Raw genomic sequence first — 21,484 nt, 5'->3', positions numbered from 1 at the left:
TTATAGCTAGTCATTTATTGGTATAGTAGATAGTACGAAAGGGTAAGAATTATGGGGAAAAAGCAGAAGAAACTGACATCTATTGAAGTGTGTGCGGGAGCCGGTGGGCAGGCTCTAGGATTAGAGATGGCTGGCTTCGACCATGTTGCCCTAGTTGAATATGATGCTCGCTGCTGCGAGACCCTTAAATTGAACCGACCTGAGTGGAATGTCATCGAGGAAGACCTTAACAAATTTGACGGCAAACCTTACGCAGGTGTCGATTTAGTAGCTGGTGGCGTGCCTTGCCCTCCGTTCTCCCATGCTGGCAAACAGCTTGGCCACTTAGATGAGCGTGACTTGTTTCCTGCCGCACTGAAGCTCGTAGAGGACACAAAGCCTAAGGCTGTATTATTGGAAAATGTTCGTGGATTGCTAGACCCCAAGTTTGAAGATTACCGGGAAAAAATATTAGCCAGACTTAAAGAACTGGGATATAAGGCTGAATGGAAACTAATCCAGGCTGCTAGTCATGGCGTTCCACAGTTGAGGCCGCGTTCCATACTAGTTGCTTTACGTCCTGAATACTGGGAATACTTTAAATGGCCGGATGCACGCCCCATAGAAGATCAAGTTACTGTAGGTGAAGCGCTGTATGAAGAAATGGCTAGTAACGGCTGGAAACTTGCCGACGAATGGAAAATGACGGCTAACAAGGTTGCTCCTACATTAGTAGGAGGATCCAAGAAGCATGGCGGAGCTGATTTAGGCCCGACACGAGCGAAGGCTGCATGGGCAAAATTGGGTGTTGACGGCAAGGGTGTAGCAGACGAGGCTCCTCATGAGGATTTCGAAGGCATGCCACGACTAACGGTTCAAATGACGGCCATAGTGCAAGGCTTCCCTAAAAATTGGAAGCTAGCAGGGCGCAAGACCAGCGCCTACAAGCAAGTCGGTAATGCCTTTCCGCCGCCAGTCGCAGCTCAAGTCGGTACCGCAATTAGTAATGCATTGCTGATGGTTCCTATTCAAACGACTGTTACGACTACTGATGATGAGGATGAAGACGCTAGTCAGATTCCGGCTGGGCTTGTTTCTTCCGAAGCTCCTGCTGCCTTATAGCTGCACGGATACTGCCTTCCGGCCAGGGATTCCATTTTTCCAGTATGAACGAAGACCGTACTCGGTCGCCCTCACGTTTCTTAGTGAATGAATACTCCCAGCCAAGTTCTCGAAGCTCACGCATGCGTTTTTGCCAGTCGTCTTGATACTGCTTTGACTTTGCCACAATTTCGACGAGTTCAGCTGGCACTGGCTTGCCATTGAAAGCCTTCAATAATTCGCCAATCCGCTGGTGGACTTCGTCATAGTTTGCAGCCAACTTAATCTTGTCTGCGAACTCATCATAGGTGGCATACAAATTTTTCTTACCCTCATTGCAGTCGGAGCATAAAGCTTGAAGATTTTCTATGTCGTTTGTACCGCCCCATGCCTGTGGGATCTTGTGGTCGACATGCAACCGCACATGGTCTTCGCTAGGTGTTTTACCACACTGCACACACCGCTGGTCTTGGAGAACTTCCGCCCTGACCCTATTACTGATGGATTCTGTGTTGAGGGCGATTTCACGTCTTGCTACGAGTTTATATTGGTAATCATTCCCATTTCTACTACCTTCAATTTCAAAGTTGGCATACAGGCTCCTAAGCCGTCGTCCTAGCTGTTCCTGTTCGCCAGATTGTAGGCCCATTTCTGAACGGATTTGCGCCATCGTCAGAGACCGGTCACGATTCTCGTATAAAGCCCTGTAAATGCCTCGTTCTGATGTATTGTGCACTAATTCGAGAAGCTCTTCGGAATCTGGGTCAGGTAGGTCATATTGCATATTAGTCTTATTATGCCACGAAAGGCTCGTTAACGGTTATGGTTGTCAGTCACTGAACTTCTGAAATAAGATGGCAATAAGTGTGAGCAGCATCAAGAAAGTTAAAATACTGACCGCTCGGAACGCGTACCATTGCTCCTCAGTAAAATAACGGTCCCCAAGTTTCGTATAATTGCCGCTATAACTTAGCGTGCCGCCACGGACGTTTTTGTAGCCATACCGCTTCATGTAGTCAAGTGTAAGTACTTGCTCCTGCCTAGCCGCTTCAGTTTCAGTAACGAAACCAAGTTCTCTTGTCTCAAGCGTTTCAACTGGCTTGTGTTTATGAGTCCATTTAGCACCGTAAAAGCCACCATGCATTTTTATCCTTGAACCAGGGTCAGCTTTGGTTGTTATGCCGACATAGTATTTGTCATCCTCAAGTTTTAATGCATATAGCCAGTAGTGTTTTGTCAGCTCTGTTTCTATGTTTGCTTCCATTGCCATAATCATAACAAATAACACTTGACTTGGAGCATGGTGCAAGCAGAATACGCTTATAGTAACAGAGGCGAATCCCACTATGTCATATGCACAACCCAAGCTAAATCAGTACGATTATTATGAAGTAGTGTCGGCACTTCGGAAGTGTATCAAACTAGGCATGGTCGAGGATGCTATCTATTGGGCGAATGTGATTTTGACGGGAAGCCCGTCAGGCCAGAAGATTGTAACGAAGCAGCTGTGGATCATGGCGGCAGAAGACATCTTCGACGAAGCTATCGTAATGCGAGCATACGCCGTATATCAGATGGCGGGCAAAGTGAATGAAACAGACCATATATTCTTTCTAGTCGCCAGAATGGCCAGAGCTACCAAGTGGTGGGAGGAGCCACTCGGCGTGGAAGTTGATTACCTTTGGAGTAAAGCGGTAGGCACTTTGAAGAAATGCCCCAAGGTCATACCAAGTTTTGCGCTAGATTTACATACAGCCAAAGGTGCTATTGCTAAAAAACAGGGCCGAGCGTATGACGACAGATTCAGCGGTACGGACGCTGGCAGGCAAAAGACTAAGTATCTATGGGACAGGTACGGTAGGCTTGACCCGGACGAGTATCCGGATGAGGAGTTCTTTGTATACTGGGAGGAGTATAAGGAGCTACTGGGACAGGATGATTCAGAGTCGCAATTACCGGTACTGGAAGCCAGCGGTGAATAACGTGAAGCGCATAAAGCCGAACTCATCGATGTTGCAGACCAGCTTGGTTGAATATTCGCTCTTGGAGCGGTTTCTCGGGCAAGTATTCAGTAAGGCCGACATTAGCTTTGAAACCCAGCTTGAATATCAGGCACGCTCAATTGAATTCATGCATCTTCTTCAGATGCAGGGAGTGAATATTAACTCGTTGCTCGACTATAAACGGCTTCTTGCCACTGATAACTCCACGAGTGTTTCTACCAAAAACAAACGTCTAACCGTTGCACGACTGATTCTGAGAGAAGCTTACCGGAGGGGCATGTTGGATCGTGACATCACGGTAGGGGTAAAGAACTTCAAGCAAAGTGGTCTCCACAAGACCAATGGATTAGATAGCCGCGACATCAAAAAGATTAGGGACTGGTTCCATGATGGGCAACCGCTTACAAGCCGACGTATTCGCACATATGCGCTGCTGCTTTTGTTGTCTTACCAGGGCTTCCGCCAAATCGAAATATGCAGGCTTCGGTATGAGGATATTGATTTCAACAACTCTAGGGCTATGGTTCAAGGAAAGGGACAGCATGATAAGCAGCCTGTGCACTTGCATGAAGCGGTTATTGAAATCCTTCGGCTGTATTGCGCTGAATATGCCGTCGCGAGCGGTCCACTGTTCTTTAGCACCAGTAACAGTTCTTACGGCATGCCCTTAACCACTAGAGGGCTACGGCGCATAGTCATGACTGTATTGGAAAGGCTGGAGATAGACCGGACCGTTCATGGCTTTAGGCATTACTACTGCACGCAGCTTGTTAAGGCTTATCGGGGAGACTTGTTCAGGGTGATGCAGTTTACTCGCCATAAGAACTTAGCGATGCTCCAGGTTTATAACGATGAGGTACTCCACGAAGCACAGTATCCGATACATGACCGTATATTCACCGGCGTGCTTTAGGTTGCAAAACGTTTCCTAGCCTCCTGCCAGTCATACCAATTGAATTAGTAGCAAAAACAAGTCGATTGAAGTGCTTTTAACATCATTGCGCCTAAGTCGTCTCCGTTAACGCCTCCCTAAGTAGTAGCTGTACTTCTACGTCCGTTTTTCATGTTGGTTTAAGGTGTAAAAACGACTGAACGACCGATAATATCAATTCCAAGCCCTAAATATTAGCGCGACAACAATATCCAAGAGTTATCAAGAGTTTACGAGCTTTGTCAAGATTGTTGTCTAATAAACTTTTACACTTCAGAAACTGGTGGTTAGTATGGGCAGCATTGAGTCCGCTTCTAGCATGAACTGCTGGTGAAATGGCGGAAATGAGGCTGCAAATGAATACATTCGACACATCAGATTATCAACTCGCCGTAACCCTTTCAGCATTAGGGTATCGGCTTATCTATGTTGATAAAAGTAATCCCGCGCGTGCCTTATTTCAATTTGAGCATGCCAGCCATATCAGGCATGACGCCGAGGCATTTTTCCAGGACAGGCTCACCCTGAATCCAAGGACGATATTAACCAATGCCAAGCTTGTGAAAGGCAGGCTTCATGCTGGGATCTAGTTATGATTACGGATGCGGATGTGGCCGAATTCCAGGGTTTGTACGAAAAGCAGTTCGGCAGGCCAATAGATAGGAAGGATGCCTTCAAGAAACTGACTCTGCTCGTAAGACAGATGGAGCTTGTATACCGACCAATTAAGAAGAGCGCATATGTAAATGGAGATGAAAATGGACGGACAAATAATACGAGTCGATTTATCTAAAATACACGGGAGCGTATATAAACGCAGTGATAAGGGCGTTTACTACGTCAAAATCCATATACCCGATTTAGACTTATACATTACAAGCATAACTGTGAGACGTTCGTCGAAGTACGCCGAGCAAGGCAAGCCATGGGTGCAGATGCCAAAATTTCCTATTTATAACCGTTGGATTGCGCCGTTGGAATTCCCAGGTACTAGCCTGCTTAAGCAACTGATAGAAGACGAAGTGCTGCGGGCTTATGACCGATATTTGAATGAAATGGAAATCATCGAGGATACCGAGCTTAATGTAGACGATATCTTTCCGCCATGACCATCTATATAGATAACTGATATCTATATAGATATATCTATTAGGTTAGTTATCAAGCTAGTCCTAAAGATATCAAATATTGATTACCGTTATTGGATAACTATACAAGGAGATGGAAGTGAATAATGATTTTGATAAAACTAATGATTTGTTAGAAGAGAATGTAATGAGTTATGCAGGAAAATTGAAGTACAGGATTGATACAGACCAGCCAAAAAATGCTTCATGGGTATCTGTAGATGCCGATATATCATCGGGCTATGCCTGTGAACAGGTGAACATACTTGATTACGAAGATGAGACTGATATGGCCGAGCAGCTTATACGCTTTGTTAAACAAGTCTTTACTCCAGAGCTGCTACAACTTGTAAGAGACGGTACAGTCGAAAATCTGAGCTTTCGCATTGGACCACGCACCATTGGCTCCACTCAAATGAATGAAGAATACGGGGTGGAAAAATTGGTTATGGCAACTCCAGAAAAATAAAGACTACAATAAAGTTAATGATTAACAAGCGCAACCGGTACATAGCCTATATCCGCAAGTCTGAAGAGCGAGAAGATCGACAGATGTTATCTCTCTCGGCACAAAAATCAAAGATTGCTCAGCATTTCTCAGATTTGGATATTGTGGATTTCATCGAAGAAAACCGAAGTGCATTCAAACCAGGCAATCGGCCATTATTCCGGCAGGCATTAGACCGAATCAAAGCCGGAGAAGCTGACGGCCTAGTCGGCTGGCATCCGAACAGAATGAGCCGCAATGAGATTGAGGCCGCTGAGATAACATACATGCTTCGAACCGGTGAGATGAAAGATTTGAAGTTTTGTTCATTCAATTTCGATAACTCGGCCGAAGGCATAATGATGTTGCAGATGGTAATGAGCCAATCGCAATATGAGTCATCTAAGCAAGGAAGAGATGTAAAGCGCGGCATGGAACAGAAAGTTGCATTGATGCAGGAACGTCCCGGACAGGTCCCCCAAGGATATCGCAAAGTTCCGGTAATGGATGCTGATGGCCAGCCGCTCATAAAACCCAAGGACAATAAGCTCGTCACCAAGACAGACATAGATCCAGAACGGTACGACATGATTAGGCAGATGTGGGTCATGCTGGCGTCCGGTAGACACTCTGTCGCAGAGATTCGGGACATAGCAAACAAGGAATGGCAGTTTAAGACCCGTAGGTCGGCCAAGATTGGCGGCAAGCCACTGACGACGAGTATGATGTACAAAATCTTCAACAACGTCTTCTACGCGGGTCTGATAAGCCACAATGGCGAGGTATACCCTGGCAATCAGCGGCCGATGGTAACGCTGGAAGAGTACGACTATGTACAGAAGCTACTAGGCAATAAGGGCAAGCCACGCGATAGAGGCGATGACCTCGCTTACGCCAGTATCATGGTCTGCGGTGAGTGTGGCTGCTCTATTGTAGGAGAATGCAAAGATAAGATGGTGAAAAGTACCGGCCGCCTGACTACATACGTTTATTATCGTTGCACAAGGAAAAGTGACGTAAGGCCTTGTACTCAGAATAAATACACAACTCTCAAGGAGCTTGAGGAACAGATAGACAGCGAGCTAGGAAAGTACACAATACTGCCAGAGTTTCGGGATCTAGCATTGAAAATCTTGCGCCGAAGTAACAAAACGGAGATAAAAAGCCGCTCGCAAATCTATGCAGCCCAGCAAAAGCGCCGCCAAGAAATCCAGACTCAATTAGACAAACTTATCGATATGCGGACACGTGATTTGATTGATGATGAAGAGTATGCGGAGCAAAAGAACCGACTCAAATTAGAGCGGCTTAGGGTTGATGAGCTGCTGCGTACAACCGAAGATAGGGCAGATGAATGGATGGAGCTTACAGAGAAGGCATTTGATTTTGCTACATATGCCCAAATCAGATTCCGGGAAACCAAAGACCTGAAGGTAAAACGGGATATACTTTTAACGCTTGGCACCAAGTTGGTGTTGAAAGACAGACTGCTTACGGTAGAACCGAATGAATGGCTTATTCCTATCGGTAAGCAATATCCGGAGCTTGAAAAACGCTACCTCTGGGCTAGAACCAACCAAAAAGCCGCTTCTAAGGATAAAGAAACGGCTTTGGAACAAGTTTTCGAATCTTGGAGGGCCAGGAGGGACTCGAACCCTCGACACCCTGCTTAAGAGGCAGGTGCTCTAACCAGCTGAGCTACTGGCCCATAGATAACTGTGCTACTTTAGCAAAATACCTCTGTTATTGCAAGTCCGGGGCTATCACACATGCAAGGGGCCGCATCTGTTACAATAGTTGTGATGAAGATGTTAAATGGCCGCGAACTAGCGGATTTTATTCAAGAGCGCCAAGCCCGGCAGGTCCGGGCGCTGCGGCAAGCCCACGAAATATTCCCGAAACTTGCAATTGTCGTAACGATTGAACACCCGGCCATCGATGTCTACATGCGTATGAAAACCAGATACGGTGCTGACATTCTGATTGACGTCGACATCCACCGCATTCAGCAATCGGAAGCGCTAACAACCATTGCCGCGCTCAATAACGACCCGGCGGTGCATGGCATCATCGTGCAATTGCCGCTTGAAGATCCATCGCAAACCGACGAGATCGTCAATGCTGTCTTACCGATTAAAGATGTTGATGGACTGGGGCAGGATATCATCTACGATCCGGCGACGCCGATGGCAATTCTATGGCTGCTGGCCGGCTACAATATCGACCTGAAGGGCAAAAAAGTCGTGCTCGTCGGCAGAGGCAAGCTGGTCGGCCAACCGCTTGAGCGAATGCTAAACAGTTCTGGAATTGATCTCGAAGTAGTTGACCGCAAAACTCCAGATATCCAGGCCAGCTGCCTGGCCGCAGATGTCATTATCACAGCCACCGGCAGGCCCGGACTGATTACACCGGACATGATCAAGCACGGTGCTGTTGTCGTTGACGCTGGTGTGGCCGGCGAGCAGGGCAAGACTGTCGGCGACTTGGCTGCGGAGGTCTACGAACGCGATGATCTGACGATTACACCAACCAAGGGCGGTGTCGGCCCATTGACCATCTGCGCTCTGTTCGACAATGTCATCCGGGCGGCTCGCGAGACAATGCAGAAAAGCATAAGCATTGACAAATCAGCAGAATAGTGTACTATGTTATCTATGAAGATAGTTTCTCGAACAGGTAACCACGATATATTTGAAAATCTACCGACACCGAGACAAGCGTTCGCCATCGGCGCTCTCACATTGGTCGCTCTGACTGGCGCTGCGAATATAACTGATCTCACCGCGAATAGCCGGAAGGTCCTAAGCGCCGTAACGCCTGATTTTGTCGGAGATGGCGTCGGACGCCTCATCCTTAATGACGCTGATCTAGGGCAAAACGCTACTAAATTCGTACTAGAATATTAAATTCAACCGGTAGATAGTTTCTCGACTGCCGATGTAAATTTGTCACCGCGGTCTTTGTAATCTTTGAACATATCAAAACTGGCGCAAGCGGTTGACAGCAGTACAACATCGCCTGGTTGGGCGGCACTGCGAGCAGTCTGGACAATCTCGTCCATGTTTGAACCACCAGCGACAAAGTCGGTGAATGTGGCAGCTTCTAAGGCTGCTTGTAGGCGCGGGGCCTGATCGCCGATCAGTACTACTTTGCGAACATTACATTTCTTGACGATGGCTGCCAGCTCGCTGTAATCGGCAGCTTTATCAGAACCTCCCAGGATGATGACTTTTGGCTGCGCAAAGGCCTGAATGGCAACGATAGCAGTCTCGGGAGTCGTGCCGAATGAATCATCATAATAGTTGACGCCGTGCAGTTCACGGACGTGCTCCAGCCGGTGCTCAAGCCCAGTAAACGTTGTCAGGACGCTTCGAAGCGCCGTAACGCTGTGTGTAATTTGCCAAGCAGCCGTGACGGCGGCACAGGCGTTTTGCCAATTATGCTCGCCCAGTAGCTGCAGCTCATCAGTATGGCAAATGATCTGCCCGCCGATACTAATGCAGCCCTCGTCGATGACCGCGCCGGGTGCCGCAAAGTAGGGAAGCTTGGCGCCGTTGCCGGCTCCGGCGATAGTCACCGAGTATTCATTACGATGATAATAAATCGCGATATCATCAAACGTTTGCCATACGAACAGCTGCTGTTTGGCTGCCACGTACTCCGCCATGTCGGCATGCCAGTTGAGGTGTTCCGGGACGACCATCAGGCAGACACCGATCATCGGCGATACTTTTAGGTCAATCAGTTGAAAATTTGCCAGCTCTAATACTACCCAGTCGTCTGGCTGGATGCCATTCTTTAGCAGGTCGAGCGGTGGCGTGCCGATGTTGCCGCCCAGGTGGACCGTTTTGCCGGCTGCCGCAAGCATGTCGGCTATCATAGTGCTGGTGGTGCCTTTGCCTTTGGTACCGGTCACGCCGATAATATTGCGCGTCGGGCAGATATTCATAAACTCATTCGTAACCGTCGTAACCTTACGCAAAATTTCAGGTGAGTTGGCCGCCACAATATCGTGCGGATGTACAATCGGCGACCGGACGATCAGATCATATTGGTCGAGCTCGTGCAGGTGGTTGGGACCAAGCTGAGGCGTGATGTCTGCTGGCAGCTCAAGGGACTGGTTTATGTCGCACACTGTAATCTGGTTGTCGTTCGACTTCCAATAGTCGTATGCGGAGCGGCCCTGTAGTCCGTAACCAAGAATCGCTATCTTCATGCCGCGGCGAGTTGTTTTTTGACCAGTTCGGCGACTTGGCGTGGTGTCATGTCCGATTTTAGTACCACGGCGCTGACATTGAGCGTCTTGATAGAATCTGGAATTTCCTGCTCGCCCTTATTGGTCAGGATGATGACTTTGATGTCTTTACCCCATGGTAGCTCGCGCAGCTTGATCAGCATTTCGTCGCCTGTCATTTCCGGCATCATAATATCGAGCAAAATAATGTCCGGCTTCATCTTCTCGATCAGTTCCAAGCCGAGCTTGCCATTTTCGGCGGTGTTAACTGTAAAATTCTCAGCCTCAAATTTGAAGCGGTACATCTGTGAAATAGCCTGGTCATCTTCGATAATCGCAATTTTGTAGTGAGACTGTGTCATGAAGGGTATTGTATACGATATGGTTCAAGGAGTGCAACAAACGGCTTACCAGGGCCATTATGCGCTGGTAACCGATACGTCGCCCGGCTGCTAGCTGAGCACTTCACGAATAATGGCCACAATCTGTGACGGTGTGTGGTGGACTTTGGTGACATAGCGGTCGACATGCAGGAACCGCAGCGCGTGGGGCGCTTCACTCTTGCTGATGTTCGTGAGTATAATCACGCGTATGCTGCTGCCCCAATCCGTCGCTCGCATATGGGCCAACATCTCGTCGCCGCTCATGACGGGCATGCGCAGGTCTAAAAGTATCAAATCGGGCATATCGCGCTGCGCCGCTTGCAGCCCTAGCTGGCCATTGCTGGCCGTCGTCGTGATAAATCCCTCCTGCGATAGCTTCAGGGAATATAATGCTCGAATAGGTTCGTCATCCTCCACGAGAAGGACACGCTTTGGTTGTCCGTTGTTCATGCCGTGTACTCCGTGTACTTGTTTTGTACCACATAGCGTGCTATATTGCCACTAGTTATCAGCACATTACGAGCCTAAGGCGTACAGACATCACACAGGTCTGTACGCCTTTTTTATAACTCGAGGTTTCCGAAAAACTGGATAACCCAAAGATCAGATAATTCAATTTATCGATGAGTATAACTTTATTGACAAATTGTAACAATAATGCTAATATAACACTATGTCAAATCAACCAATGAATATACAACTAGCATCTGGAATCGGCACCGGTCCTACAACGCTTGCAGCATTCGATGCAGCGCTCAATATTACCGGTATCGCTAACTACAATATTCTGTGCCTAAGTTCAGTAATCCCTCCTAATTCGAAAGTAACAATCCAGCAATCAGGAACAGCTATTCCACCTAGCCTCATGCCAGGCGGTTGGGGTGACAGACTGTATGTTGTTATGGCTGAACACCGCGTTGATACGCCTAATGTGGAAGCGTGGGCTGGCATTGGTTGGGTGCAAGATCCCGAAACAAACAAGGGCTTGTTCGTTGAACACGAAGGTGAAAGCGAAACAGCTGTGCGGCGCGATATTGAAGATAGCTTGAACGCGCTTATGAAAACCCGTGGAATCGACTTTAGCCCCATTCATATGGAAGTGACAGGCGGGATATGTACGGGTACTCCAATTTGCGCCATGGTTGTTGCCGTATACCAGTCGAGTGACTGGCAAAACAATGCTACGCTCATCAGTTAGATCCGTCTAATCTTACTATTATGGAACACCCTCAAGACAACTTAGTAATTGGCGAATATGCTCAGCCGGCGGTTCAGTATACAAACTGGACAAGCAATGTTGCCGGTAAAATGGTTGCAAGTTCTATTTTGATTGCAGAAATTACACCGCTCAATGAAGCGATGCGTTTAGCTGCTTTTGGTGCTGCGTTAAAGTATGGTGACTCAGCCTCGGCTGCTGTGATTGCTGGAGCGTCAACATTTGCAATTGAAGGCGCAGCTGCGATTACTACGGCAGATGTGCTCGATACGAAAAGTGGCGGCGGCATAATCGACAAAGTAAATGCCAGATTCCGTAATATGACGGGTAACAAAATACCCAAAACTGGATTGATGGCTGAATCTGTTCTTGCTCTAACTGGTGGCTCGGCTGTAGTAACGCTCGCAAAGCATGTTCAGGACCCTCATCGCTCTCGCTGGCTGAATCGTAAATACGGCCTTACTTCTGCGGCTGGCATCAGTGTCGTAACAACTGGTCAAGCGATTTTAGCAGCTGAAGGCATACAGCATATTTCTACAACCGAACTAGCGGCTGGCGCATTGGCTGTCGGCACGGTATTGGGCGCATATAAATGGGGTAAGAATAAATTTTCTGTATCAGAAGATACTGAAAGCGAACCAAAGCCTCATCGACTAGCACCGCAGAGACTCGGCTTGTCAATTGAAGATAGGGACCAAGCCCTTCAGAACCCAGATGTCATCAAAATATGCGTTGAAGATAAGAATACGGGCAAAAAAAGGTTTGAGCCGATGCTTGTTCCATTAAAAGAACTGTATTGGTATAACAGAAAATACCTAGAAGAACAGTACGATACGGACAAATTGTATTATTATGCTCATCCTCCAATTGAGATAACCCAAAATGACAATGCACAACAAATCATTGAATCTGTCGTGCATGATGGTGGAGTCATTGTCTATGATACGGTAACGAGCGATGAAGAAGTTCATGGCGATCTTTTTGAAACGATGGCAAATGCAAACGGTATGGTGCGTGAAAAACTGGGCGGCGGCAGTCAAGACCGTTACCTCGATCAGTACTCGGGAACCATACAGTATAAAGATCAAGAGAGTCTTGAGTTCAAGCCTGGAAAGCGACTTTTTGATCAATATGTAGAAGCGGTTGAGAATGGAGAAATTAATTTTGACCCATCGTCCGGACCGGCTATGGTTGAAACGATCGAGGGTGAAGATGCTGAAAAGTTATGGGATATGTATGACATGCCTTTTGCTCATCTCGGAAAAGAGCACCCAATAAATGCAGGCTTCGACCATAAGGCTTTTATGACTGTTTTGAAAGACCCGAATGTTGTAAAGGTCGTGCACAGGGAAGAGGGTAAGGTCACGGGACTTGCGCTATTTGTAACGGATTTTTCGCATTGCCCATGGTTAGATGAAACATACTACCGAGATCAATATCCTGAGGCTTTTGATACCGAAAATATTTACATATTTACGGGAATAGTAACAGACAAGGAGCATCGAGCTGGCTTCCATAGTTATTCTCTGATTAAGCTGCTGATGCAAACTGCGCGGCTTAAAGATTCGTCATCTGTCCTCACCTTTGAATGTGGTGACATAAGCGCCAAATATGTTCCCAAAGGCGTACGCCTATGCATTTGGAAGTCTGGAGCGGGCAAGATCAGTGACATACAACAACCAAAGTCCCGCTTGAATTATTACGCGATTAGAAATCGAGAAGAGTAGAGGCTATATCATGACATACATACCTACTTTCCCGGATTTCATAGATTTTCATGACGTTGATTATGAGACATACGCAGCTTACGTAGATAAATACGAGCCGTATTCCGATTTTAATTATGTGAGCCTTTATAGCTGGGATACCGACAACGCATGCCGATTAAGCCTACATAATGATAATCTTGTTTTGTCGTTTAAGGATTATCTACAGGATACCTGGGTTTTGAGCGTGCTTGGAGATAGCGATATAGGAGGTACGAGCCGTGCGCTTCTTGAATTCGCAAAAAATAACGATGTGTACAGTAATAAACTAGTATGCGTGCCCGAGACTGTGGCAAAACAGCTCATCAGTGACCAAAATCTTCACGTAGACGAAGATCCTGACAATCATGACTACATTTTATCGGCAAAAAAATACATGATGCTGGAAGGCAAAGAATTTGCAAATAAACGCAAGAACATTAATAAATTCGAAAAATTGTATGGTGATCGGACAGTAGTTAAAATCGTTGACTTGTCTGATGATTTTGTACTGAATGAAATTAAAAAATTGGCTTATGAATGGGCCTTTATGGGAACGGAAGGCTCGATAAATGCACAAAATGAACTTAGCGCAATCAGTAGAATTCTCAATGCTGCCACGTGCTTAAGTGAAAAACTGAAAATTGAATGCTTAGCGATATATATAGACGGCAAGATGGAAGGTTTCTGTATATACGAAGTTCATGATGATTATGCAATTACTCATTTCGGCAAAGCAAATGTGATCTATAATAAAGCATATGAATTCCTGATGGTTCAGACGTTAAGATATATATATTCTGAACATGGTGTCGACTATGTTAACAATGAACAGGATTTAGGAATTGAAGGGTTACGACAAAGCAAGCGAAATCAACAGCCAATCGGCTATTATAAGAAATACACAGTAGCTGCAAGCGAGTTGGCTTAGTTTGCTCTAGTATTTTTACTTGAAAAGATTATGCTTAAAGTAGCATATGCTTTTGCAGACAATTTTATATTGGATGAGTATAGTCGGAATTCTACTAACCGGTACATTTGTGCTGTCAAGACAAAAAAAGCAAGCGCATGTATACTATGCACTTTTTTCGTACAGCGTAGCTCTCTGGCTCATAACCCAATATTTTATTGATCAGAATGTTAATACTACTTTTTGGCTGGGTTTGGGATTCATTGCAACAGAAATCATTACGCCAATTTTCTTGGCTTTTACTTTTGCGTATCCGTCTTATAAGTTTGATTATAAGCGGTACGGCTTAATCCTTGCAGCTCCATTATTATTGTTTGGACCATATTCTTTTTCCAAGCTACTCATAATAGAGTCAGAACAAAGCGGTAACGCTTCACTACTTTTCGGGCCGTTGTATAAATACCAGACACTCATGGTGCTAGCATATATTGTTGCTGGCTTTATCGTGCTGGCAATTCGGCTTCGTAAACTTTCGCAACAGGAAAAAAATCAGACATATTTGTTTTTTGCTGCATTTCTCCCTTTTCTCATAGGCACATTATTGTCCGGTATTGTATTCGCTAACAATCAAAATGCACAATTTCTAAGGCCCCTATCGGCGTTCATAATGATAGCAATCATTAGCTATGCAATGGTCTACAAGCGGCTTTTTGATATAAAATTCTTCGCAATACGTGCTGCTGCCTACACGTTGACCGTATTAGTGCTGAGCGTGGTTTATATTGCTCCTGCCGTATATATCCTGGGCATAGTGATTATGGGATTTGAATTCGAGTTATCTAAATTTTTAGTGGGGGTTGTATTCGGGACAATAGCCGCATTGAATTTTGGAAATCTGAGATCTTGGTTTGACAAAACAACGTCAAAAATATTTTTCCGAGATTCATACGACGCCGCAGTCGTTCTTGGGGATCTCAATAAAGTACTAGCATCGACTGTAGATCTGAGCCATCTACTGCATAACAGCTCAAGTCTCATAGCCCAGGCACTAAAGGCTGAATTTTGTATTTTTGCGCTTAATGAAACAAAAATATCCCGTCTAAGATTTATAGGCACAGACAACAAAAAGATTTCTGCATCTGATATGAACAGAGTGCAAACTATAGTTCTTACGCCTGGATCTCATGTTGTTATTGCAGACCATATTGACATAGATCAACACGAGCTAAAGCAGATGCTTATAAAAAATAATGTTGCCGTATTGGTGAAATTATCAAGTAATGTATCTGATGATGAAAATGGTTTCGGTTACATTCTATTGGGATACAAGAAAAGTGGAAATAGCTATAATACAAAAGACGCAACCGCACTTGAAGCCATGTCTGACGTATTATCGATAGCCATCCAAAACGCGCTTAGATTTGAAGAAATTCAAAAATTCAACGTTACTCTGCAGCAGCGGGTGGACGACGCAACGATGCAGCTTCGCCACACGAACGCCAAGCTCGAAGCTCTTGACGAGACGAAAGACGACTTCATATCCATGGCTTCGCATCAGTTGCGGACGCCGCTGACGGCGGTGAAGGGCTATTTGAGTATGGTGATCGAGGGTGATGCGGGGACGGTGACGCCGCTGCAGAAGAAGATGTTGAATCAGGCGTTTATGAGTTCGCAGCGGATGGTGTTCTTGATTGCTGATCTGCTAAACGTGTCGCGGCTCAAGACGGGTAAGTTTGTAATTGACCCGGTACCGCTCAATCTAGCGCATTTGATTAGTGAAGAGATTGGGCAGTTGCGGGAGACAGCGGCTAGCCGGTCATTGGAGTTGACGTTTGATAAACCCAAGGAATTCCCAATGCTGCTGCTTGATGAGACCAAAACCCGGCAGGTAGTCATGAACTTTATCGACAACGCGCTGCATTATACGCCGTCCGGGGGACATGTCAGGGTGGAGCTAAAAGACCGGCCAAATGCTGTCGAGCTTCGTGTCATAGACGACGGCATCGGGGTGCCGAAATTGGAGCAGCATCATTTGTTTACAAAATTTTACCGGGCGATTAATGCCCGCCGTGAACGGCCAGATGGAACCGGCCTTGGCCTCTTTATGGCGAAAAAGGTGATTGTGGCACAGGGTGGCGCGGTAATTTTCGAAAGTAAAGAAAACAAGGGCAGTACATTTGGCTTTACGATACCGAAGGCGAAGCTGCTTCCTAAATCCCAAGCATAAATTAGCGGCAGTTTACCTCTGTAAACAACAATTTGGATCATTGACAAAATACAACGTAAGTTGTACTATTATATGACTTTATGTTGCCTGAAGGATGTAGGTATGGTCTATCCGGCTAGTCTACAATCAGGTAATACGGGTGTTCATTTACAATTCGAATCATGACAGTACGCAGTATTGCTGCAAGAAATAGGCTTCAGTGCAGTCCAGGGTGGCAGAAGTAATGTTTCTGTGACTATGGACTGCACTGATTGTTGTGTTTGTGAGACGCTGATGCATAGGCACGGTAGGTAGCTCCGAACACTCATTATGTGCAGTGCGTACTACATATATGTACTTTTAGGTTTGACGTTTCCAAGATAGGGAGCGGCTCGGTGCGGATAACACTTGTCCGTAGCAAGTCGCTCCCTTTGGGACAAGCGATATGTATAGATTACCAGCCGGTAATCGACAGCCTGTTCCTGAGGAGGAATAGTCATGTTTGGATTCGCTCTCTGGCAGATCATCGTGATCGCTCTCGTGACGGCCGTAGCTATCTGGTTGGCCACATGGCCATCGTTGATTAAGCTGCTGGGCTTCCCGCTCATGTACCTGGTGACCCGGCTGTTTTCGATCACGCCACCCTTCCAGTCATGGCTATGGCTGATCTGGATCGTCGCGGCCATCTGTGTTGTGTTCGGTAAATGGCCGAAATTGACGCGTACGCTCATGATCATGCTCGTGGTCGTGTGTCTGCTTTCACTCATCTGGCTTGGTGTGTCCCGCGGGTCTCGTGATGAGTCGACAGCTCCAGCAACGACGAACACGCAGGAGTACTGCAAGCCGTTTGTGCAAGCCGTCGGGAAGGCCAAGCAAACCGACCAAGCAGCACGTACCGCGCAGTCCTACACGCCTGATGGCACCGAGGCAGCCCTCAAGGCTGAGCGGACTGTCCGTTCGACTGATGCCGAGCTGAAGAAGGAGCTGATTGCCCTGGGAAGCCACCCAGAGTGTCTGAAGGACTACCCATGGCCGAAGGTCATCTTCAGCGCTATCGCTGTCGAAGGTGGTCTGACGGTTACGTTCGATGTCTCGGATTCAATCGGTGACGACATGACGTACGAGGTACTCACGAAAGACATCAGCGCAAAAACTTTGCGTCTGACAGACGAAGACCCGATCGGCTCTTACACCTATACTGACCCCGGTCAGTACGAGCCCGAGGTCTACGGCACTGACGTCTACGGTCGTCAAGTGGGCGCATCGCAGCACATCGCAGTCGCAGGCAACTAATCATCGAGGTGGTTCCGGGACTGGTGTGTCGCATCCAGCGATGCAGTGTAGCTTCGGCTATCTAGTCCCGGACCCCTCGTGGTTATGTCGTTCAGACAGCGAACAGTACGAATGTAGTACGACAAGCGAGGAGTGAACAGGCACAGGATGAGTAATCAATGCAGTTGATTGATAAGACGGCAACGTCACACCACTCTCCATGTTTTATGTTCACCCTCGCTTTACCCCCCCCATTTATGTATGTGTTTTGTCATGATTCGATTTGGATTTTGTACTCCAGTCCATGCTAATAACTGAGTGGCATCAGGGCAGTTTCAGGCGTCCTGTGGATAAGCTCTAGCTTATAGCGTGTCTTTGTGCTAAAATCCAGACAGTTTCAAAAGCCCTGACTGGCCGCTCGAAAGAAAATCTATTATGTAATTTGCGATTTGCTCAAAAATCGCTGTTTAGTATTTGCAATGTAGCTACATGCTATAGTCGATTTGTAAAATTGTCTCTGTTATGCTACAATTTTCCGGTGTTAGTGGCTGTATTTGTGCTATAAAACATACAAGTAATAGCCCAATAGTTTGTACGACTCACTTATATTCAGAACATGGCCCCATCGTCTATCGGTTAGGACATCGGGTTTTCATCCCGGCAAGAGGAGTTCGACTCTCCTTGGGGTCACCAAGCATAAGAATAATAACTCCATTCATCTGGGGTTATTTTTATTTCTGATATGATTACCTATATGAATACAGAAGAATGGGAAGCGAGTATAGCATGGTCGAGAGTAGTTGCTGGCTGCGTTGTACGCCGTGATGATGGCAAGTATCTGCTGGTTCAGGAAAAGCAGCCAAAAGTATATGGGTTATGGAATCTCCCGGCAGGACATGTAGACAAAGGCGAGTCTATTGAAGCTGCGGCGGTTCGAGAAGCCAAGGAAGAGACAGGTTATGATGTCGAGCTTGGAGACAAGATTGGTATCTATCACGAGACCATTGAATCGCCTGTCCGGCATGCTTTCGTCGCTACGATTATCGGGGGTGAGCTGAAAGTTCAGCCAGATGAAATCCTTGATGCAAAATGGTTCAGTTTCGATGAAATCACAGCAATGAAAGAGGACAATAAGCTACGAGTCGACTGGATATACGATGCGATGAGTCGTGTTGAATCCCGATAGAATCTCATTCCATCGAACTAGTTCCTCAACCAATTCGTGCCAATTTATTTTGATGTGGGTCACCAAATTATGTGACTAAAAGCTTCCCGATTTGGGAAGTTTTTTATTTTTAAGGACTGATGTTTCGAAGACTGAACTTTCTTAATGGTATGTGTTATTTGCAAATCGCATTGCTGCACGTTGGGCAGGTATTAGTAGCGCTATAGCTACGAGCTAGCTGAGATGTTCAGTATGAGGCCTTAGAAGTGTATAAACACGAGGTCGCCAGGGAATATGCGGGCTTCGCTGTAGCGGCCATCCCAGGCGGCGTTGTATTGGCTGATGTTGATTGAGCCGTCGCCGTTGACGCTTTCGACGTACATTACGTGGCCGTAGGTGCCGCGGTTGCTGACGGCGACGTCACCGGAACGGGGGTTGCGGTCGACGGGTATGCCGGCTGCGCGGGCATTATCGTCCCATTGCTTGGCATTGCCGCGTCCGCCCCAATATGGCATGTGGCGTCCGGAGGTAGCGACAGCCCAGGCGGTGTAGGAGACACATTGGCGCTGATACATACCCCAGGAGTCAGATGTTTCATTTGGGAATGGTGCATTGGCATATGGATAGGCACGGCCATTGACGGCACGACCACTCGACGAGGGAGTGGCAGCCTGAGGTGCCTGCTGAGCTGCTGCGGAGTTATTGCCGGTGGCAGCAGGTGGATTTGCGGCGGCTTTCCTGCGGGCGGCTTCGGCTAGAGCGGCTTGTTCACGTTGAAAACGCAGGTTTTCTTCGGCTTGTTCGCGCTCCAAACTGTTTATCTGGGTGCTGGCTGTGGTGATGCTCTGGGTGTAGGCGGATTGTTGTTGTTGGTTCATGGCCAGGAGTGTTGTGACTTCTTGCTTTTCGGCAGTAACCTGCACCTGCATCGCTTTGTTGTCGGCGACGAGCTTGTCGACAAGTACTTTCTGACTTTCCTGTTGTTTCTTCAGTGCATTGATACGGTCGATTGTTTGCTTGATCTGGGTTTGCATAGAGCGGGCGTATTCTTCTTTTTCGACGTAATCGCTCATGTTTTTACTGGAAGCCATCTTTTCCAGCATGCTGATATCGTTATCGATATACATTTGACGAATGAGCTTGCCGAGGGCTGCTTGTTCCTCTTGAATCTGGCGGGTCGTCTGGAGAATTTTAGCGGTAAGATCAGCCTGTGATGCCTGGTTAGTTCGGATTTGAGCATCAAGTGATGTGATAGTAGTCTGTAAATTGCTAATCTTTTGTTCGAGCGTCAGAGCCGTATCTTCGAGTGCGGCACGTGACGAAGCGTTTGATGACTTTTCGGCTTCAAGCCGTTTGATCTCAGCATTATAGTTGATTGCAGCTGATGCCGGAGCTGCCATGTTGACAACACTAAGTATGACAAAGGCGGCTGCGAGCAGACGCGCGCTCCGCAAAATGTTCCGGCCGCGCATAATAATAAACCGACTACCCATATCCCTCCATTCACTTATAATTGTTGCCTCACCCGCTACGGTGTCCACTCGGGCGCTATGCTGTTCTGCTGTTCGATTTCGTTTTGGCTGCGAGCAAGTGGCAGAAGTGCAACCTTTTGATAGTATCAATGAAGCCGTAGTAATACAAGTTGTACATACGGTCAAAAAGCTTATGCTATACAGTTGATTCAATGATTTAATAAATTTTTTGAAGCGTGTTCGAAGCAGGTATAACAAAAATCCAGCGACCGTGCGGACCGCTGGATTGCTTAGATTATGAAAGGTGATGTGTTCGAGCTAAGTTACGTATCGGAAATCTATGTTTAATATTCGTTGACGACATAGAGCCGAACGGCGCCGTTGTTGCCGACATTATCGTACATCCAATCGGAAGCAGCGACGGTGACACGGATACAGCCGTGACTGGCAGGAGAGGTCGGTACGGAAGTCGATCCATGGATAAAGTAACCACCGCTCTTGAAGAAGCGTTTATTGTACATGTTGCCGTAATTGCTTTTACCAGCGAATTTGCCTGTTGTTTGTTTGACGCTGGCGAATCTGCCAGATGTCTGTGTTCTGCAGGAGCCTTCGTAAAGGTTGCTACAGCTCCAACCGCGGTTGGTGTTCCCTAGCAAAAAGCTGCCGTTCGGCGTACGGTGGCCTTGTATACCGGTAGAAACAGGAAGAACTTTAACATAGCGGCCGTTTTGCACGTAGAACATAACCTGACATTTTTTCTCGACCACCAGGTAGGTTGTATTGCCGCCCTTGGCTGGTGCTGGAACTTGTGCCAGGGACTTGTACTTAGAATTGAATGAATTGAGGCTGGTCATGAAGCTGGTGGAAACATTGCTGCGGCTGGTCGTCATGCCGGCAATATAACGGTAGGCGCATAGTCCGCGGGCTGTCTGGGCACCGAATACACCATCAGCTGTTCCGACGGGAATAGTGAATTTTGTCAGTATGTCTTGAGCCGTCTTCACATTTGCCGAGGCGGCTGATGCCTGTGCGGTCAGCAATTGTGTCGCTGCCATGGTCGCTATGATAAATGCTGCGATAAAAAGCTTGATACGAGTAATAGCTATATTGACAGTCATAGTGTGCGCTCCCTGAATTTGTGTTGCTATCATACACCCGATTAGAATTTTGTAAAATAAATAATTTGATACGTATACGATTATATGTACATTATAAGTTCAAGGTTTATACTAAACAGTAGAGTTTAAGCACAA

The 21,484-nt window shown here is 46.8% G+C and carries 21 protein-coding genes and 2 tRNA genes; 15 read left to right on the top strand and 8 right to left on the bottom strand.

Annotation, left to right across the window (positions count from 1 at the left end):
• Positions 1-51 precede the first annotated feature (51 nt).
• A complete protein-coding gene (locus VF575_03620; GenBank protein ID HEX8182664.1) occupies positions 52-1,101 on the top strand; it encodes a DNA cytosine methyltransferase in 1,050 nt (349 codons plus the stop codon).
• On the opposite strand, the gene VF575_03615 is transcribed toward VF575_03620, so the two are convergent.
• The gene (locus VF575_03615) at positions 1,049-1,864 is read right to left on the bottom strand and encodes an HNH endonuclease signature motif containing protein (protein ID HEX8182663.1); all 816 of its coding nucleotides are present in this window, start codon (positions 1,862-1,864) and stop codon (positions 1,049-1,051) included. The two genes, VF575_03620 and VF575_03615, sit on opposite strands and share 53 nt — an antisense overlap.
• A 45-nt stretch (positions 1,865-1,909) precedes the next feature.
• Positions 1,910-2,344 carry a GIY-YIG nuclease family protein gene (locus VF575_03610; protein HEX8182662.1) on the bottom strand — a complete coding sequence of 145 codons (435 nt, stop codon included), beginning with the start codon at positions 2,342-2,344 and terminating at the stop codon, positions 1,910-1,912.
• An 82-nt stretch (positions 2,345-2,426) separates the two neighbouring features.
• Here VF575_03610 and VF575_03605 point away from each other — a divergent pair, with 82 nt between their 5' ends.
• From VF575_03605 to VF575_03585, 5 genes are all read left to right on the top strand, one after another.
• Entirely contained in the window at positions 2,427-3,062 is a 636-nt protein-coding gene (locus tag VF575_03605; GenBank protein ID HEX8182661.1) for a hypothetical protein, read from the top strand.
• On the top strand, positions 3,016-3,996 hold the full coding sequence (locus tag VF575_03600) for a tyrosine-type recombinase/integrase (GenBank protein ID HEX8182660.1): 981 nt from the start codon (positions 3,016-3,018) through the stop codon (positions 3,994-3,996). Before VF575_03605 ends, VF575_03600 begins: the two co-directional genes overlap by 47 nt.
• Positions 3,997-4,370: 374 nt before the next feature.
• A complete protein-coding gene (locus VF575_03595; GenBank protein HEX8182659.1) occupies positions 4,371-4,604 on the top strand; it encodes a DUF5659 domain-containing protein in 234 nt (77 codons plus the stop codon).
• A 297-nt stretch (positions 4,605-4,901) separates the two neighbouring features.
• On the top strand, positions 4,902-5,123 hold the full coding sequence (locus VF575_03590; protein HEX8182658.1) for a hypothetical protein: 222 nt from the start codon (positions 4,902-4,904) through the stop codon (positions 5,121-5,123).
• Between the two features lie 118 nt (positions 5,124-5,241).
• Entirely contained in the window at positions 5,242-5,610 is a 369-nt protein-coding gene (locus VF575_03585; protein ID HEX8182657.1) for a hypothetical protein, read from the top strand.
• Positions 5,611-7,259: 1,649 nt separating this feature from the next.
• Here VF575_03585 and VF575_03580 read toward each other — a convergent pair.
• Positions 7,260-7,336 (bottom strand) — tRNA-Lys (locus VF575_03580).
• Between the two features lie 94 nt (positions 7,337-7,430).
• Here VF575_03580 and VF575_03575 point away from each other — a divergent pair.
• Both VF575_03575 and VF575_03570 read left to right on the top strand, forming a co-directional pair.
• Positions 7,431-8,267, top strand: a complete 837-nt coding sequence (locus VF575_03575) for a bifunctional 5,10-methylenetetrahydrofolate dehydrogenase/5,10-methenyltetrahydrofolate cyclohydrolase (protein HEX8182656.1) — start codon at positions 7,431-7,433, stop codon at positions 8,265-8,267.
• 15 nt (positions 8,268-8,282) lie between these two features.
• Positions 8,283-8,534, top strand: a complete 252-nt coding sequence (locus tag VF575_03570; GenBank protein HEX8182655.1) for a hypothetical protein — start codon at positions 8,283-8,285, stop codon at positions 8,532-8,534.
• A gap of 2 nt (positions 8,535-8,536) precedes the next feature.
• On the opposite strand, the gene murD is transcribed toward VF575_03570, so the two are convergent.
• From murD to VF575_03555, 3 genes are all read right to left on the bottom strand, one after another.
• Complete coding sequence (gene murD, locus VF575_03565) at positions 8,537-9,844, bottom strand: UDP-N-acetylmuramoyl-L-alanine--D-glutamate ligase (protein ID HEX8182654.1); 1,308 nt, start codon at positions 9,842-9,844, stop codon at positions 8,537-8,539.
• Positions 9,841-10,224 carry a response regulator gene (locus tag VF575_03560; protein ID HEX8182653.1) on the bottom strand — a complete coding sequence of 128 codons (384 nt, stop codon included), beginning with the start codon at positions 10,222-10,224 and terminating at the stop codon, positions 9,841-9,843. The genes murD and VF575_03560 overlap by 4 nt, the downstream gene beginning before the upstream one ends.
• 90 nt (positions 10,225-10,314) lie before the next feature.
• Positions 10,315-10,695: a response regulator gene (locus tag VF575_03555; protein ID HEX8182652.1), complete on the bottom strand. Its 381-nt coding sequence runs from the start codon at positions 10,693-10,695 to the stop codon at positions 10,315-10,317.
• A 238-nt stretch (positions 10,696-10,933) separates the two neighbouring features.
• On the opposite strand from VF575_03555, the gene VF575_03550 reads away from it, so the two are divergent.
• The 7 genes from VF575_03550 (at position 10,934) to VF575_03520 (ending at position 18,780) form a co-directional block, all read left to right on the top strand.
• Positions 10,934-11,443, top strand: coding sequence for a pyruvoyl-dependent arginine decarboxylase (locus tag VF575_03550; GenBank protein HEX8182651.1), 510 nt, complete (start codon positions 10,934-10,936; stop codon positions 11,441-11,443).
• A 20-nt stretch (positions 11,444-11,463) separates the two neighbouring features.
• Complete coding sequence (locus tag VF575_03545; GenBank protein HEX8182650.1) at positions 11,464-13,188, top strand: hypothetical protein; 1,725 nt, start codon at positions 11,464-11,466, stop codon at positions 13,186-13,188.
• Positions 13,189-13,198: 10 nt separating this feature from the next.
• Positions 13,199-14,137 (top strand): phosphatidylglycerol lysyltransferase domain-containing protein, encoded by a 939-nt coding sequence (locus tag VF575_03540; GenBank protein ID HEX8182649.1) that lies wholly within the window; start codon positions 13,199-13,201, stop codon positions 14,135-14,137.
• A 46-nt stretch (positions 14,138-14,183) separates the two neighbouring features.
• The gene (locus VF575_03535; GenBank protein HEX8182648.1) at positions 14,184-16,343 is read left to right on the top strand and encodes an ATP-binding protein; all 2,160 of its coding nucleotides are present in this window, start codon (positions 14,184-14,186) and stop codon (positions 16,341-16,343) included.
• Positions 16,344-16,820: 477 nt separating this feature from the next.
• Positions 16,821-17,615 (top strand): hypothetical protein, encoded by a 795-nt coding sequence (locus tag VF575_03530; protein ID HEX8182647.1) that lies wholly within the window; start codon positions 16,821-16,823, stop codon positions 17,613-17,615.
• A 597-nt stretch (positions 17,616-18,212) separates the two neighbouring features.
• Positions 18,213-18,287: transfer RNA gene (locus VF575_03525), tRNA-Glu, on the top strand.
• A gap of 61 nt (positions 18,288-18,348) precedes the next feature.
• Entirely contained in the window at positions 18,349-18,780 is a 432-nt protein-coding gene (locus VF575_03520) for an NUDIX domain-containing protein (GenBank protein HEX8182646.1), read from the top strand.
• A gap of 239 nt (positions 18,781-19,019) precedes the next feature.
• Here VF575_03520 and VF575_03515 read toward each other — a convergent pair whose 3' ends face one another.
• Both VF575_03515 and VF575_03510 read right to left on the bottom strand, forming a co-directional pair.
• Entirely contained in the window at positions 19,020-20,252 is a 1,233-nt protein-coding gene (locus VF575_03515; protein ID HEX8182645.1) for a CHAP domain-containing protein, read from the bottom strand.
• A 323-nt stretch (positions 20,253-20,575) separates the two neighbouring features.
• Positions 20,576-21,382, bottom strand: coding sequence for a L,D-transpeptidase (locus VF575_03510; protein HEX8182644.1), 807 nt, complete (start codon positions 21,380-21,382; stop codon positions 20,576-20,578).
• Positions 21,383-21,484: the final 102 nt, after the last annotated feature.

Source organism: Candidatus Saccharimonadales bacterium, assembly GCA_036388415.1.
Taxonomy (GTDB): Bacteria; Patescibacteriota; Saccharimonadia; order Saccharimonadales; family UBA4665; genus UBA4665.
The sequence above is the reverse complement of the archived record's forward strand: the minus strand, read 5'-3'. Positions and strand labels throughout refer to the sequence as shown.